13 protein-coding genes, 1 tRNA gene and 1 pseudogene are annotated in these 14,726 nt (G+C 62.4%); 8 read left to right on the plus strand and 7 right to left on the minus strand.

Going from position 1 to position 14,726, the window contains the following annotated elements; all coding sequences use genetic code 11:
* Window positions 1-41: 41 nt before the first annotated feature.
* Window positions 42-200, plus strand: a pseudogene (locus ACMGF5_RS16875) (HAMP domain-containing protein); the annotation flags it as partial.
* Window positions 201-371: 171 nt separating this feature from the next.
* Complete coding sequence (locus ACMGF5_RS16880; RefSeq protein ID WP_414157863.1) at window positions 372-1,085, plus strand: methyl-accepting chemotaxis protein; 714 nt, start codon at window positions 372-374, stop codon at window positions 1,083-1,085.
* Window positions 1,086-1,138: 53 nt separating this feature from the next.
* On the opposite strand, the gene ACMGF5_RS16885 is transcribed toward ACMGF5_RS16880, so the two are convergent.
* Together ACMGF5_RS16885 and ACMGF5_RS16890 are read right to left on the minus strand one after the other, a co-directional pair.
* A tRNA-Pro gene (locus tag ACMGF5_RS16885) sits at window positions 1,139-1,215 on the minus strand.
* Between the two features lie 82 nt (window positions 1,216-1,297).
* The gene (locus tag ACMGF5_RS16890; RefSeq protein ID WP_046786473.1) at window positions 1,298-1,519 is read right to left on the minus strand and encodes a YgdI/YgdR family lipoprotein; all 222 of its coding nucleotides are present in this window, start codon (window positions 1,517-1,519) and stop codon (window positions 1,298-1,300) included.
* A gap of 176 nt (window positions 1,520-1,695) precedes the next feature.
* Between ACMGF5_RS16890 and moaB the strand changes: the two genes are divergently transcribed.
* Both moaB and glp read left to right on the plus strand, forming a co-directional pair.
* Window positions 1,696-2,235: a molybdenum cofactor biosynthesis protein B gene (gene moaB, locus ACMGF5_RS16895; protein WP_039604205.1), complete on the plus strand. Its 540-nt coding sequence runs from the start codon at window positions 1,696-1,698 to the stop codon at window positions 2,233-2,235.
* Window positions 2,219-3,445, plus strand: coding sequence for a gephyrin-like molybdotransferase Glp (gene glp / locus ACMGF5_RS16900; protein WP_080952126.1), 1,227 nt, complete (start codon window positions 2,219-2,221; stop codon window positions 3,443-3,445). The genes moaB and glp overlap by 17 nt, the downstream gene beginning before the upstream one ends.
* Here glp and ACMGF5_RS16905 read toward each other — a convergent pair.
* Window positions 3,434-4,681, minus strand: coding sequence for a glycosyltransferase family 4 protein (locus ACMGF5_RS16905; RefSeq protein ID WP_115275415.1), 1,248 nt, complete (start codon window positions 4,679-4,681; stop codon window positions 3,434-3,436). The two genes, glp and ACMGF5_RS16905, sit on opposite strands and share 12 nt — an antisense overlap.
* Window positions 4,682-5,138: 457 nt before the next feature.
* On the opposite strand from ACMGF5_RS16905, the gene yegS reads away from it, so the two are divergent.
* The gene (gene yegS / locus ACMGF5_RS16910) at window positions 5,139-6,020 is read left to right on the plus strand and encodes a lipid kinase YegS (RefSeq protein WP_217433355.1); all 882 of its coding nucleotides are present in this window, start codon (window positions 5,139-5,141) and stop codon (window positions 6,018-6,020) included.
* Here yegS and ACMGF5_RS16915 read toward each other — a convergent pair.
* The 3 genes from ACMGF5_RS16915 to ACMGF5_RS16925 form a co-directional block, all read right to left on the minus strand.
* The gene (locus tag ACMGF5_RS16915) at window positions 6,004-6,663 is read right to left on the minus strand and encodes a response regulator (RefSeq protein WP_046786470.1); all 660 of its coding nucleotides are present in this window, start codon (window positions 6,661-6,663) and stop codon (window positions 6,004-6,006) included. The genes yegS and ACMGF5_RS16915 overlap by 17 nt on opposite strands.
* Window positions 6,660-7,550 (minus strand): sensor histidine kinase, encoded by an 891-nt coding sequence (locus ACMGF5_RS16920; RefSeq protein ID WP_115275414.1) that lies wholly within the window; start codon window positions 7,548-7,550, stop codon window positions 6,660-6,662. Before ACMGF5_RS16920 ends, ACMGF5_RS16915 begins: the two co-directional genes overlap by 4 nt.
* Window positions 7,551-8,011: 461 nt before the next feature.
* Entirely contained in the window at window positions 8,012-8,437 is a 426-nt protein-coding gene (locus tag ACMGF5_RS16925; protein WP_196997744.1) for a hypothetical protein, read from the minus strand.
* Window positions 8,438-8,791: 354 nt separating this feature from the next.
* On the opposite strand from ACMGF5_RS16925, the gene ACMGF5_RS16930 reads away from it, so the two are divergent.
* A complete protein-coding gene (locus ACMGF5_RS16930) occupies window positions 8,792-9,727 on the plus strand; it encodes a chemotaxis protein CheV (RefSeq protein WP_046786468.1) in 936 nt (311 codons plus the stop codon).
* 55 nt (window positions 9,728-9,782) lie between these two features.
* Window positions 9,783-10,586 (plus strand): MOSC domain-containing protein, encoded by an 804-nt coding sequence (locus ACMGF5_RS16935; RefSeq protein WP_161872362.1) that lies wholly within the window; start codon window positions 9,783-9,785, stop codon window positions 10,584-10,586.
* A gap of 54 nt (window positions 10,587-10,640) precedes the next feature.
* Here the strand turns inward: ACMGF5_RS16935 and ACMGF5_RS16940 are convergent, their stop codons facing one another.
* Window positions 10,641-12,569 carry a transglycosylase SLT domain-containing protein gene (locus ACMGF5_RS16940; protein ID WP_046786466.1) on the minus strand — a complete coding sequence of 643 codons (1,929 nt, stop codon included), beginning with the start codon at window positions 12,567-12,569 and terminating at the stop codon, window positions 10,641-10,643.
* A gap of 221 nt (window positions 12,570-12,790) precedes the next feature.
* Here ACMGF5_RS16940 and ACMGF5_RS16945 point away from each other — a divergent pair, with 221 nt between their 5' ends.
* Window positions 12,791-14,719 carry an ATP-binding cassette domain-containing protein gene (locus ACMGF5_RS16945; RefSeq protein ID WP_046786465.1) on the plus strand — a complete coding sequence of 643 codons (1,929 nt, stop codon included), beginning with the start codon at window positions 12,791-12,793 and terminating at the stop codon, window positions 14,717-14,719.
* Window positions 14,720-14,726: the final 7 nt, after the last annotated feature.

Consider the following 14,726-nt stretch of genomic DNA (forward strand, 5'->3'; position numbering starts at 1 on the left):
ATGCCAGGGCCGAGCGCACGGTATGGCTGGGTATGCTGGTGATGCTCGGGTCGGCACTGCTGGTCGGTTTGCTCAGCCTGTGGCGGGTTAACCGTAGCCTGATCGAGCCGATCAGCCAGTTGATCGAGTACGTAGCGCAATTGAGCCAGGGCCGCTTTGGCGCTCGGGTCGACAGCCGTCGCGAGGATGAACTGGGCCGCCTTGCGCGGGCGGCCAATACCTTGCGTGATTTCCTTGCCGAAACCGTTGGCCGGCTCAAGGACAATGCCCAAGAGCTGGAGGGCGCCAGTGGCCAGCTGCGCAGCATCGCCGGTGACATGGCGCGCGGTACCCATGACCAGTTCCAGCGTACCGATCAGGTGGCCACGGCGATGCACGAGATGTCCGCCACTGCTCAAGAGGTTGCCCGTCACGCCGCCGAAGCCGCGCGCGCGGCCGATGAAGCCGACCACAGTGCCCAGGCTGGCGAGCGGGTAATGCAGCAGACCATCGACATCATTGGCGTGGTCAACCGGGAGATCGCAGGTACTGCGGCGGTAATCCGCGATCTTGAAACTGACAGTTCGCGCATCGGCAAGGTGCTGGAAGTGATCCGTGGTATCGCCGAGCAGACCAACCTGCTGGCGCTCAATGCGGCCATCGAAGCGGCCCGTGCGGGTGAGGCCGGGCGCGGCTTTGCGGTGGTCGCCGACGAGGTGCGCAGCCTGGCTCAGCGCACGGCGGCGTCGATCGCCGAAATCCATCAGATCATCGAGGCGGTACAGTCTGGTGCCTTGGACGCGGTCAAGGCCATCGAAAGCGGGCAGCAGCGCAGCGAGGAGGGGGCCGAGCAGGTGCAGCAGGCTGGGCAGATGCTGCAGCGCATCACCACGGCGGTTGAGGCCATCCGTGACATGAACCGGCAGATCGCCACGGCCGCTGAAGAGCAGACCAGCGTGGCCGAGGACATCTCGCGCAACCTGGTCGAGATTACCCGCATCGCCACAGCCAACCAGGAGGCAGTGCAGCACACCGAGCAGGCAGGCCAGCGCCTGCATGGGCTGTCGGGGCAGTTGGGTGAGGTCACTTCGCGGCTTACCGCGTAGTGCTTATCGCGCATGACAAAAAGCCCGCACAATGGCGGGCTTTTTGAAGGATTTGGTCGGAGAGACAGGATTCGAACCTGCGGCCTTCTCGTCCCGAACGAGACGCGCTACCTGGCTGCGCTACACTCCGATGAACGAAATCCTACTGCATGGTTTTTTCGAACGCAAGCCCTTGTTGTTAAAAGGGCTTAGGCTCAAAACAGGGCGCTCGATCAGAGCTCCTTGACGGTACGAACCTGGTCTTTGTTCAGGCGCGTACGCTTGCCATCAAGTTGCTCGAACTCGTAGAAGCCAGAGTCCTCGTCAAAGGACGGAGTGTCCACAGCCTGGATCTCACGACCGTCGTTCAGGGTGATCACGGTTGGCGAGGCGCAGCCAGCGAGGGCGCCCAGGCCCAGGGCGAGCAGAAAGGCGGGAAGGGTCCGTTTAATCATCGTGTTTCTCCAGTGCGATGGTGCTAGATGACGTTAAGACGCAAGGCGTCTGCGCAAGTTCCTTCTACAGTGCAGCATAGCGCCAATCGCTGAGTATTGACCTGGGTCTGTCAAGGTTGCCGCAGGGCAGCCTGTGATATAAATGCGGCCATCCCTTTCCCCTGCGATGAACACTCATGAAAGCCAAGGCAGATACCCCCTTCGTGGCCCTGAATATTGCCGTGCTGACGGTCAGCGACACCCGTACCTTTGAAACCGACACCTCCGGGCAGATGTTCGTCGACCGCCTGACTGCGGCGGGCCACCAGCTGGCTGAGCGTAAGCTGCTCAAGGACGACCTCTACAAGATCCGCGCCCAGGTTGCCACCTGGATCGCCGATGACCGCGTGCAGGTCGTGTTGATTACCGGTGGCACCGGCTTCACGGGGCGCGACAGTACGCCTGAGGCCGTGGCCTGCCTGCTGGACAAGCAAGTGGAAGGCTTCGGCGAGCTGTTCCGGCAGATCTCCGTTGCCGACATCGGCACGTCGACCGTTCAGTCGCGCGCCTTGGCCGGCCTGGCCAACGGCACGCTGGTGTGCTGCCTGCCGGGCTCGACCAATGCTGTGCGCACTGGCTGGGACGGTATCCTTGCCGAGCAGCTCGATGCCCGCCATCGCCCGTGCAATTTCGTTGCGCACCTGAAGCAGGCAGCGGCTTGTGAAAGCCGTGGCTGAGGCGCCGCAGGCCCGGCCATTGATGCCGGTGGAAGAAGCGCTGGAGCGCCTGCTGGCCTTGGCCGAGGCCGCGCCGATCAAGGACACCGAAACCGTCCCGCTGGCCGAGGCCGAAGGCCGGGTGCTGGCGACCGACCTGGTTGCCTCGCTCGACCTGCCGCCCTGGCCCAACAGTGCCATGGATGGCTACGCACTGCGCCTGGCCGATTGCCAAGGCCAGCCGTTGCCCGTCAGCCAGCGCATTTTTGCCGGGCACGCGCCCGAGCCGTTGCAGCCCGGCACGTGCGCGCGGATCTTCACCGGCGCCCCGCTGCCGGCCGGTGCCGACTGCGTCGAGATGCAGGAAAACACCGAGGTGCTGGAGGATGGCCGGGTGCGTTTCCTCGAACCGATCAAGCCTGAGCAGAATGTCCGTCCCCAAGGCCAGGAAACACGCCAGGGCGAACAGGTGATGGTCGCAGGAACGCGCCTGGGCCCGATCGAACTGGGGTTGGCCGCAACCTTGGGGCATGCTCAACTGCAGGTGGTGCGTCGGGTACGGGTGGCAGTGTTGTCCACCGGCGACGAGCTGGTCGAGCCAGGTTTGCCACTGGGCCCAGGGCAGATCTACAACAGCAACCGCCGCCTGCTGGTCAGTTGGTTGCAACGCCTGGGCTGTGAAGTGCGCGACATGGGCATCCTGCCTGATGACCTGGTGCGGACTCGCCAGTGCCTGGCCAGCCTGGGTGATGTCGACCTGATCCTGTCCACCGGGGGAGTTTCCGTGGGCGAGGCCGATTACCTGGGCGCGGCGCTGCGTGAGGCGGGCGAGCTGGCCTTGTGGAAGCTGGCGATCAAGCCAGGCAAGCCGCTGACATTCGGGCATTATCAAGGTGTGCCGGTGATCGGCCTGCCAGGCAACCCTGCGTCGACGCTGGTGACCTTCGGCCTGCTCACGCGCCCTTACTTGCTGCGCCGCCAAGGGGTTGCCGAAGTCACTCCGCTACGTTTCGACGTGCCTGCGGGTTTCGATTGGCCCAAGGCCGGAACCCGTCGCGAATACCTGCGGGCGCGGATCGACAACGGCCGGGTGCGCATCTACAAGAACCAGAGCTCAGGCGTGTTGCGCAGCGCCGCCTGGGCTGAGGGCTTGGTGGAGGTGCGCGAAGGCAGCACGCCGCAGCAGGGTGACAGCGTACCGTTCATACCGTTGAGCGAACTACTTGGTTGATCGCCCTAGCCACGGGTCTATAGGTTGCGGGGCGGTGGCAGGCGCTGACTGGGTCAGGCGCATGTGCACGTTCTCCAGTTGCTGCGCCGCCACGCTCCAGTCATGACGATGCCGGGCAAACTGGCGGCCGGCCTCGCTCAGTTGGCACATGCGCCAGGGTTGGTTGAGCAGTTGGGTAATCAGCAGTGCCAACTGGTCACCGTCATCGCTGCCCAGGTAATGCTCGCCGTTGTTCACGGCAAGGCCTGAAACGCCCTTGCTGGTGGTGATCACCGGCAGCCCGGCAGCCATGGCTTCGAGAATCTTGACTTTGGAGCCGCCGGCGTATCGCAGAGGGGCGAAGAACAGCGCCGAGCGCCGCTGCAGTTCGCGAAGGTCAGGGCGATAACCCAGCCATTCGATGCGGGGATCGTTCCAGTGCAGCTTCCATGAGGCCGGCATGGCATGCCCGGCTATGGCCAGGCGCACCGCAGGGTTGCTCATCCACACCTGCGGCAGGATTTCTTCCAGCGCCCATTCGATGGCCTCAAGGTTCGCACCGTATTCGAAGTTGCCGACGAACAGCAGTCGCTGACTGTGCAGTGCGGGACATACCTGTTGGTAATACTCGCAATCCACACCGTTGACCACTACGTTCACTGGGCGCCCGCTGATCTGGCTTATCAGTTCGGCGTCATGGGTGCTCACCGCAACCACTTCGGTGGGCTGGCAGAGTACGCGTTGCTCCCAGCGACGATAGCGCCAACGGTCGAACGCATTGAGCGGGCGCAGCCAAAGTGGCAGGCGATCATGGCAGGCGGCGCCCATCACCGATTCGAGTGTGTGTTCGCTGAGCATGTAGGGCAGGCCGCGGGCCTGCAGGGCTTTTTCGAAGGGTTGGAAGCCGTAGCTGTGCTCGATCTGGATGACATCCCAGGGCTCGTCCAGCAACTGCTCGAAGCGGTGGCGCAGGCAGGGCGCCAAGCCATTGATGATTGCCCGCATGGGGTAGTCGATGATCGGTGAGGCCAGCAGGTTGAGCGGGCTGTGCAGCGCCCGGCGGGGTAGCACGATCAGCCGCTCGACCAGTGGCTCCAGCGTTTCGCGGGTGGCATCGTTCAGCGGGACTTTCGACTGCACCAGCAAGGTGATCCGGTGCCCGTGCTGCGCAAGGGCGCGCAGCAGGTGGTATTGCCGGGTCTTGCTGCCGCTGGTGGTTGGCCAGGGTAGGTAGGGCAGCGTCCAGAGTATGCGCATGAACCACAATCCTCGCTAAAGGCTGCAGACAAAAAACGCGCCCGTGGGCAGTCAGCCAATGGCTACAACCGGGACGCGTCCATACATTTGAGTAAAGCCCACGCTATCGTCTTCGCCCAGGTACTCGCTTGTGTCGATCATGCAGGGGATGAGAACGCTCATTTCACAGTCTCGACTCGGGCGCTGCACGTAGCGCTAATGGGCAGCTTGCGAACTGCCAAGGCTCTGGCGGCAAAAAGTCAAAAAACCGACTTGTTTATTGTGCCTTATCGGTTTTGGCCAAATATTTGTCGATCATGCGCCTGATGGCCGAAGCTTTCAATCCTGTTGATGTGGGCCTGACCGGTTTTTGTTCACATGGGTGTCTGGCGTTGGCGCATGATCAGCCGGTGCATGCAGCAATCTGCCTGCGCCTGTGGTCGAGATCTGCAATGAGCGGTCCCTTGGGAGAAGCGTGATGGGTAAGGCAATGGTGATCCTGCACGGCAAGCAGGCGATGAACGAAGATGTGCGCAAGGCCGTCCTCGCCCAGCGTGAGCGGGGCTGGACGCTGGATGTGCGGGTGACCTGGGAAGCAGGTGATGCCCAGCGGCTGGTTGCCGAGGCGCTGGCGGCTGGCTACACCCATGTGGTCGCAGGAGGCGGCGACGGTACTTTGCGCGATGTGGCCGAAGCCATGGGGCAGGCAAATACTCAGGCCAGCCTGGCATTGCTGCCTTTGGGTACCGCCAATGATTTCGCCAAAGCCGCTGGTGTGTCATTGCAGCCGGCTGAGGCGCTGGCGCTGCTGGATATGCCGGCACGGCCAATCGACTTGGGCAAGGTTGGCGACCAGATGTTTCTGAACATGGCCACGGGCGGGTTTGGCAGTCAGGTCACGGCAAACACCTCCGAGGACCTCAAAAAAGTGCTGGGCGCAGCGGCCTACCTGTTCACCGGGCTGTCGCGCTTCAGTGAGTTGCAGGCCGCGTCGGTGGAGCTGAAAGGCCCGGACTTCCACTGGCAGGGTGACTTGCTGGCGCTGGGCATCGGCAATGGCCGCCAGGCAGGTGGCGGTCAGGTATTGTGCGCCGATGCCCTGGTGGATGACGGCCTGCTCGACATCGCTATCCTGCCGGCACCGCAAGAAGTGGTGGGGGCGCTGCGTGAGCTGCTGGCCGGCGAAGGGCTGTTCGTTCGTGCGCGCTTGCCCTGGGTAGAGATCAAGAGCTCTCAAGGCCTGGACATCAACCTCGATGGTGAGCCGTTACAGGCTGACAGCCTGCGCTTCGAGGCCCTGCCTGCGGCGCTGCGCCTGCACCTGCCGCCAAACTCGCCGCTGCTCAGTCATCCAGGCTGATGATTTTCTCGCGCACGGCAAACAGGACCAGCCCGGCGACATCGTAGATCTGCAGGCGTTTCATGATCTGCGAGCGATGGGTTTCCACCGTTTTGATCGAAAGGGCAAGCCCGGCAGCGATTTCGCGAGTGGATTTGCCCCGTACGATCAGGCGCAGGATTTCCAGTTGCCGTGCAGTGAGGTTATGGCGGTCGATGTTTGGCTGCTTGCCCTGCTGCGCACGCATCAGCGCCTGGTTGATCACCGTGTGGGCGATGGCCGGGCTGAGGTAGCGCTCGCCACTGCGTAGTGCGGCCAGTGCCTGCTCCAGCTCCTTTGCGGTGGCGTCTTTGAGCAGGTAGCCGTGGGCGCCGCTTTCCAGGGCGCGCATGATCAGGTCCGGGTCGGTGTGCATGGACAGGATCAGTACTTTGCAGGTGCTGCCAGAGGCGCGCAGCAGGGTGAGGGCATCAAGGCCGCTGGTCGAGCGCATGGAAATGTCGAGCAGCACGATGTCGGGCGCCAGTTGCTGGGCTTGCTCGAGCAGTTGGCCGCCATCGTCGGCTTCGCCGACCACGGTGTAGCCGGGTATGTCAGACACCAGGGCACGGACCCCGGCTCGAATCAGCGAATGGTCATCGACCAGCAGCAGTCTACAGGTCATCGGATAGCAGGTGTCCTGGCGCGTTCATGGGTGCGTGGTGGCCATGGGAACAAGACCTCGATCCGGGTGCCGAGGCCAAGCTGGCTGGTAATTTTCAGTGTGCCCTGGAGCGCTGTGGCACGCTCCTGCATGCCAGCCATGCCGCGCTGGCCTGCCTCAGCCGGATTGGCGGCGGGGATGAAGCCTTGGCCATCGTCCTCTATCGACAAGCTCAGGCCGGTGGGGCTGCGCTGCAGGCGGATGGTCAGGTTGCGCGCCTTGGCATGGCGCAATATGTTGGTGACCGCCTCTTGCGCGATGCGAAAAGCAGCCATGGTCACCTCCTCGCAAATGCCACCCAGCCTTTGATGGCATTCCAGGCTCCAATGCATGTCGGTGCTGCCTAGCGTGCGCACCAGATGGGCACGCAGGCTGGCTTCCAGGCCAAGGCTGACCAACTGCCGGGGATTGAGGATGGCAGAGACGTCACGCACCTTGCTCAGGGTGTCATCGAGTGTGCTGTGCAGGGCGCCGCATTGCGTCTGCAAATCGCTTGGCAGCCGCCGCTGCAACCACTCCAGCTGCAATTTGGCAGCGGTCAGCAGTTGGCCGATGTCGTCATGCAGTTCGCGGCTAAGGTGCTGGCGTTCGCTTTCCTGGACTTTGAGCATGCGATCGGCCAGTTCTGCCGGGCGCAAGCTGATAGACCTGGCACCCTGGCTCAGGTGCCAGCCGACCCCGAACATTGCTATCAGATGCAACAGCATCAGGCTGGCCGGTATGGCATGGCCGCCGGTGAACAGCAGCAGGTTGGCAAACAGCGACGCCACGCACAGCAATGCAGTCGCCCAGCGCAGCACAGTGGCGAGGGAGCGGCAACGCAGAGCATTCTTCAAGCGTGGGAGCATAGAGGGGAAGCCACTGTAACCTTGCTGATGGAGGCCTTGCGCATGTCTTGCCGCAGGCTTTGGCGTGGTGCTTTCAATATTTGCCAAGTGCGCGTTGAGGCGATCCATATACGGGTGACCGGTATTTGTTAGTGCGCATGGTATCACTTCAGGCCGGTTTGGTCGCGAGCGGGGAATGCTTTGAAACCTCAAGGTTTGCGGGGCGATCAGGGGGGAGCGATGCCTGATTTGAGCAGCAAATAGCCACCATCGATTGGCCTGCTCGGTTCAACTTGCGCGAATCCCGGTAGAACAGGGTGTGGCAACTTTCAGCCCTTCACAAGTTGGATCCTGATTCGGTAAAGCACCGTCGCCTTAGTTGCAAACCGTCAATGACTGCTAGTGCGTTTATCTGCGCAAGTTGGGCGACTGGCCATGGGGCCGGCCTGGTGCGTGCCAGCACATTCGCTACGGGTTTCCTGTCAAGGCGCACACGTTTGCGGCAATGGCTGGTCCAGTGCTTTTGCCAGTTCGGCAAGCAAGTTGGTTTGTTCGCTGGCATCAAGGGCGAGCCGCCCGGTGTGCGCATCGACAAGCTCCAGTTGCCAGGCCAGCAGGGTCAGGCAGGCCGCCAATGCAGGCAAAGCATGATTGTGCAGGTGCAACTGCCTGCAGGCTGGAGCGAGCAGTTGCTGCAAGGCAGAGGCGTATTGGGCGACTTCAAGCAGCCCCAGGCCGCTGGCGCGCCGGGCAAGAGTATCGAGGGTGTTGATGAGGCAATGGCAGGCGTCGGGGTCATTGGCGATCAGTTCCAGGTGCTGAAGGCACTCCTGGGACTGGGTCAGCAACACTTGCGCATCCAGCAGAAAGTCCTGCAGGGCGCTGCTGTCGAAAGCTGAACTGTCCATCATGAGGCCCCGGGCCGCAGCGCGGGAGCGGGTGATGGCCAAGCCGTGTCGTTCGCTAGCAAAAGCCTGACTCCATTCATGCAGTGAGAATGGCGTCACATTAATGGCTAAAGGATAGCGCGAACATCAGGTTGCACCCGGTTGACGCTAAGGGTTTCCCTGATATTGCTCTAGGGGGGCGACAGCTGCTCCAGGCAATGGGCCCAAGGCTGACTGGCTGCAGTAAAGCATGATGTTAATGTGATATCAATTGGCCCGCGAAGCATTTTCGCTCAAGGGTCAAGCTGCGTACGCAACCGCCGATATAGGGTGGATGAACTCACATTATTCCGACTTGAGCCTGGGGGTTTTCCAATGGCTGGCATTCTCGACACGGTAGACCAACGAACGCAACTGGTGGGTGAGAACCGCCTGGAAATCCTGATGTTCCGCCTGGCCGGGCGCCAGTTGTTCGCCATCAACGTGTTCAAGGTGCAGGAAGTGCTGCAGTTGCCCAAGTTGACCTTGATGCCGCAGCGCCACGCGTTTGTCTGTGGCGTGGTCAACCTGCGTGGGCAGACCTTGCCGGTCATCGACCTGTCCCAGGCAATCGGCATGCGCCCGCTGCAGCCGGGGCCAGACAGCACCATCATCGTCACCGAGTACAACCGCTCGGTGCAGGCGTTCCTGGTAGGTGGGGTCGATCGCATCGTCAATATGAACTGGGAAGCCATCATGCCGCCGCCTTCCAGTGCCGGCCGTCAGCATTACCTGACGGCAATCACCAAGGTGGACGAAAAGCTGGTGGAGGTCATTGACGTCGAGAAGGTGCTGGCCGAGATCGTGCCTTACAACGCGAAGGTCTCCAACGACAAGCTCGCTGACCCGATATTGGCTCGCGCCCGTGGCCGCGAAGTGCTACTGGTGGATGATTCCAGCGTGGCGCTGGCGCAGCTGCGTGACACCCTTTCGCAACTGGGGATGAAACTGCATGTTGCCAGCGACGGCCTGAAGGCCTTGCGCATGCTCAAGGGCTGGGCCGATGCAGGCGAAGATGTGTGCGAAAAACTGCTGATGGTGTTCACTGACGCGGAAATGCCTGAAATGGACGGTTATCGGCTGACCACCGAAATCCGCAGTGATGCGCGCCTACGCAAGCTGTACGTGGTGTTGCACACCTCGCTGTCAGGCAGCTTCAACGAATCCATGGTCAAGAAAGTCGGCTGCGACAATTTCCTTTCCAAGTTCCAGCCTGATCGTTTGGTCGAAGTGGTCAAGCAGCGTTTGCTACTGGATTCGACCACTGCGTGATCCTTGCGGCTGCCGGGTATAATCTGGCATTTGGCATGGCACGAGGCAGGCAGGGATGTTTCTGAGCGAGCTGTATCGGTATCCGGTGAAGTCGGGGCAGGCGCAATGTCTGCAGTCTTCACTGGTCGATAATCTGGGTTTGTCGGGTGACCGGCGCTGGCTGGTGGTCGAGCAAGACAACGGACGCTTTCTCACCCAGCGCGCCTGGCCGCAGCTCAGCCAGCTCAAGGCTGGCGAAGGGGCGGCAGGTACGCTGCTGCTGGAGGCCCCGGGCCTGCCAGCTCTGCAGGTGGCGGTGCCGCCTGCAGATGACGGCCTGCGCGGTGTGACCATCTGGCGTGACACGTTGCGTGTGCCGGATGCCGGCGATGAGGCCGCAGCCTGGCTATCGCAATTGCTCGGCAAGCCAGTGCGACTGGTCCACTGCCCCGAGCATCGGGCGCGCTACCTGCCCAGCGGTTATGGCTTGAACAGCGACAGGGCGGCTTTCCCCGATGGTTTCCCGTTATTGCTGATTGGCCAGGGGTCGCTGCAGGAGTTGAACCGGCGCATTGGCCGGCCCATGGAGATGCTGCGTTTTCGACCGAACCTGGTGGTGCAGGGTGCAGAGCCGTTTGCCGAAGATGGCTGGAAGCGCATTCGTATTGGCGGGCTTGAGTTTCGCGTGCTCAAGCCGAGCGTGCGGTGCATCTTCACCACGCTGGACCCTGAAACCGGAGAGCGCAGCCCGGACCGGGAGCCGTTGGCCACGCTCAAGACCTTTCGCGAGCGCGAAGGTGACATCCTGTTCGGGCAGAACCTGGCGGTGGATGGCCGTGGTCGGCTTGAGGTGGGGATGGAAGTCGAAGTGCTGGAGTAGTGGTAGCAAGTACCTGCCTCTTCGCGAGCTGGCCCGCGAAGAGGCGGCATTGCTTCACATGTCGTCGAAATACCGCTCGTGCCAATCTACCAACGGCTGGGGTGCATTGAGCTTCTGCCCGTAGATCACCGAGTAAGACAGCACGTTCTGTACATACTGACGCGTCTCGTCGAACGGAATCGACTCCACCCACACGTCAAAGCTTAGGTGCTTGGCACCTTTGAGCCATTGGCGCACGCGCCCGGGGCCGGCGTTGTACGCCGCCGACGCCAGCACCCGATTGCCGTTGAACTGGCCGTGTACCTGACTCAGATAGGCTGCGCCCAGCCGAATGTTCGTGTCCGGGTTGAGCACCTGGCGCGGTGACGCCAGCGGAATGCTGAACTTGCGCGCGGTTTCCTTGGCTGTGGCCGGCATCAACTGCATGAGGCCGCTGGCACCTACACTGGAGCGCGCATCCTCCATGAAGGCACTCTCCTGGCGTGTGATTGCGAACACCCAGCTTGAGTGCAACCCGCGCACCTTGGCTTCACGCACCAGCGTGTCGCGGTGGGCCATCGGGAAGCGGATATCGAGGTCGTCCCAGTACTTGGCCAGGCTGATGGTGCGAATGGCCGGGAAATACCAGCGCAGGTCATAGGCCAGGCGCGCCTGGGCAACCATTTCGTCGCGGCTGAAGTGTCGGCTGACGTGATACCACTCGCGGCGACCGTCGACGATCTGGCCGCGGGCATGGAATTCCAGGGCACGCTGGATTCCAGGAGTGTTACGCACCTTGCTGACCAGTTGCGGGCTCAGCACCAGTGGCCGGTTGTTGAGCTGGTAGGGCGTTTGCGCCCGGTCGGCGGCGAGAAATCCATAGAAGTCCCGTTCGCGTGCCACGTTCCTGTACAGCAGAAGGCTTTGCGGGTTGTTTGGCTGGGCCAGTTCCAGGCTGCGTGCTTGCCAGTATTGCCAGCGGCTGGTACTGGCCAGGTCCTGCGGCAGGCGCTTGGTCAGTTCGTAGGCATCTTCCCAGCGGCCCAGGCGCAGCAGCAGGCGCAGACGCCATTCGCTGACCGTATTGTCCCGCAACTGCGGGTCGTAGCGCGTCATCAGATCAAGGGCACGCGGGTCGTAGCGGCGTGCCAGTGTCAAACCGATTTCGCGGGCGATCGCGACTTTTTCGTCCGAGGAAAAGTGCATGCGCTGTGCATAGTCGTCGAGCAGCGCCATGGCACGCTGCGGGTCCTGGCGAGCCAGGCGGCGCAGGCCCAGGCTGACGACATCGGACATGGCCTCGTTGACCGGTGTGAAGCGCGATGGCTGGTTGAGCAGTTCGGGCTTTTGCGCCACATCGATTAACAGGCGGCCTTGCGGGCCAAGCGTGGTCAGCGATTTGACCAGGCTGTTGGCCAGGGAGTAGTTACGCGCCTGGGCTGCCAGTTTGGCGCGGTTCCAGCGCTTGGCCTCGGTCAGCTGACCTTCGGCGGCCCACATGCCGAACAGGGTGTCGCAGGCGGCCGGTTGCGACTTGCCCACGTTCCACAGCTTTTCGGCGCTGGCATAACCTTCGGCGCGCAGGCCATGGCTCAGCTGGTACTGGCCGTTGAGGCAGTCCAGTTCGGTGAAGTTGAGCTTGGGGTCATAGTATTTGACGAAGGTGTTCCACTCGCCGCGTTCGGCCAGCCAGCGCAGCCAGCGCAGTTTCATCCAGTTGGCCTGGGGAAGGTCGCCATGTTTGGCCAGGAACGCTTCTATTTCCTGGTTGCTGGCGCTTTTCAGCCGAGCGGTCAGTTCGTCGTAGGCCAGGTAGGGCGTCAGCGGGTAGTCGCGCAGGGCCTGGGCATAGCGCAGGTACGGGCCCTTGTCGCCCTTGGCCAATGCACGCTTGGCCTCGTCGTAGTACTGACGCTGCTGGGAGAGGTCGATGGCCTGCGCCGCGCTGGCGGTGGCGGCGGTAAGCAGCAGGCAGGAAGCAATCTGTAACAGGCGGCTGCGCATGATACGTCCGGGCAGTTGAACCATGGGAAAGTGACGGCGGAGCCAGCACTGTTGGAAGCTATTGTTCTAGCTTAGCTGTTTGCCGGCAGCGGGTGAAAGCGCTGTGCTTGTATCAAGGCATTAAGTTCGACCGGATGTCGCAATGCCCTGGCAGCGCGGTCAACTTAATGCCGGAACGGGCCAACTCAGGTAGAATGCGCGCCCGCTTTCTGGAGACGAACATGACCCTGCTCAAATTCAGCGATGTGTCCCTCGCATTCGGCGCGATGCCGCTGCTGGACAAAGTGTCCTGGCAGATCGCCCGTGGCGAGCGGGTGTGCATCATCGGCCGTAACGGCACCGGCAAGTCGAGCATGCTGCGCCTGGTCAAGGGCGAGCAGAAGGGCGACGACGGAGAGATCTGGCGCGCACCTGGCCTGAAGATCGGCGAACTGCCGCAAGAACTGCCAGTGGCTGACGAGCGGACAGTGTTCGACGTGGTGGCCGCAGGCCTGGATGGCGTTGGCGAACTGCTTGCCCAATTCCACCACCTGAGCCAGAACATCCAGGGCGACGATGACCTGGAAAAACTCATGCATGTTCAGCACGAGCTCGAAGCCCGTGACGGCTGGCGCCTGCAGCAGGTGGTGGAGAGCACCTTGAGCCGCCTGCAACTGCCTGCCGACAAAACCCTGGCCGAGCTGTCCGGTGGCTGGCGCCGCCGCGTGCTGCTGGCGCAGGCGCTGGTGTCAGAACCCGATCTGCTGCTGCTCGACGAGCCGACCAACCACCTGGACATCGGTGCCATCGCCTGGCTCGAAGAGGCCCTGCGCGGTTTCAACGGGGCGGTGCTGTTCATTACCCACGACCGTTCCTTCCTGCAGAACCTGGCAACCCGCATCCTTGAACTGGATCGCGGCGGGCTGATCGACTGGAACGGTGACTACGCCAGTTTCCTGGTGCACAAGGAAGCGGCGCTGGCCGCCGAAGAGACGGCCAACGCGCTGTTTGACAAGCGTCTTGCCCAGGAAGAAGTGTGGATTCGCCAGGGCATCAAGGCCCGCCGTACCCGTAACGAAGGCCGCGTGCGCGCACTCAAGGCCTTGCGTGTCGAGCGCAGCGAGCGGCGGGATCGCCAGGGCAAGGCGAACATCCAGATCGAGGCCGCCGAGAAATCCGGCAAGCAGGTGATGGTGCTGGAGAATGTCAGCTTCCACCACGCTGGAGGGCCGATGCTGGTCAAGGACTTCTCCATGGTCCTGCAGCGCCAGGACCGCATCGGCCTGCTGGGCGCCAACGGTACCGGCAAGACCACGCTGCTCAAGCTGATGCTCGGTGACCTGGAGCCTACCTCGGGCAAGGTCGAGCGCGGCACCAAACTGGAAGTCGCCTATTTCGATCAGATGCGCCACCAGCTCGATCTGGAAAAAACCGTGATCGACAACCTGGCCGAGGGCCGCGATTTCATTGAAATCGACGGCCAGAACCGTCACGTGCTCAGCTACCTGGGCGATTTCCTGTTCAGCCCCCAGCGTGCGCGCACGCCGGTCAAGGCGTTGTCGGGCGGTGAGCGTGCGCGCCTGCTGCTGGCCAAGCTGTTCAGCAAACCGGCCAACCTGCTGGTGCTGGACGAACCGACCAACGACCTGGACGTCGAAACCCTCGAGCTGCTTGAAGAGGTGCTGTGCAATTACAAGGGCACCGTGCTGATGGTCAGCCACGACCGGGCCTTCCTCGACAACGTCGTCACCAGCACGCTGGTGTTCGAGGGCGAGGGCAAGGTGCGTGAATATGTTGGCGGCTACGAGGACTGGATCCGCCAGGGCGGTTCGCCGAAGCTGTTGGGCGTGACCGAGAGCAAGGGTGGCAAATCCGAGCTCAACAGTGCGGTGGTGGAGAAGCAGGACGAGCAGGTGGCGCCGGCGCCAGCCGCAGCCGCAGCGGATGCCTCCAAGAAGAAGCTCAGCTACAAACTGCAGCGCGAGCTGGAGATGCTGCCTGGGCAGATCGATGCGGTCGAGCAGCGTATGGCGGCGGCCCAGGAAGAGGTCAACGCGCCGGGCTTCTATCAGCGGCCGATCGAAGAGACCTCGGCGGTGCTGGCCAAGCTGGAGCAGATGCAGGGCGAGCTGGATGCCTTGGTAGAGCGCTGGGCCGAGCTGGAAGGCTAAGTCAGAC

This window comes from Pseudomonas sp. BNK-15 (assembly GCF_047456105.1).
GTDB lineage: Bacteria > Pseudomonadota > Gammaproteobacteria > Pseudomonadales > Pseudomonadaceae > Aquipseudomonas > Aquipseudomonas putida_E.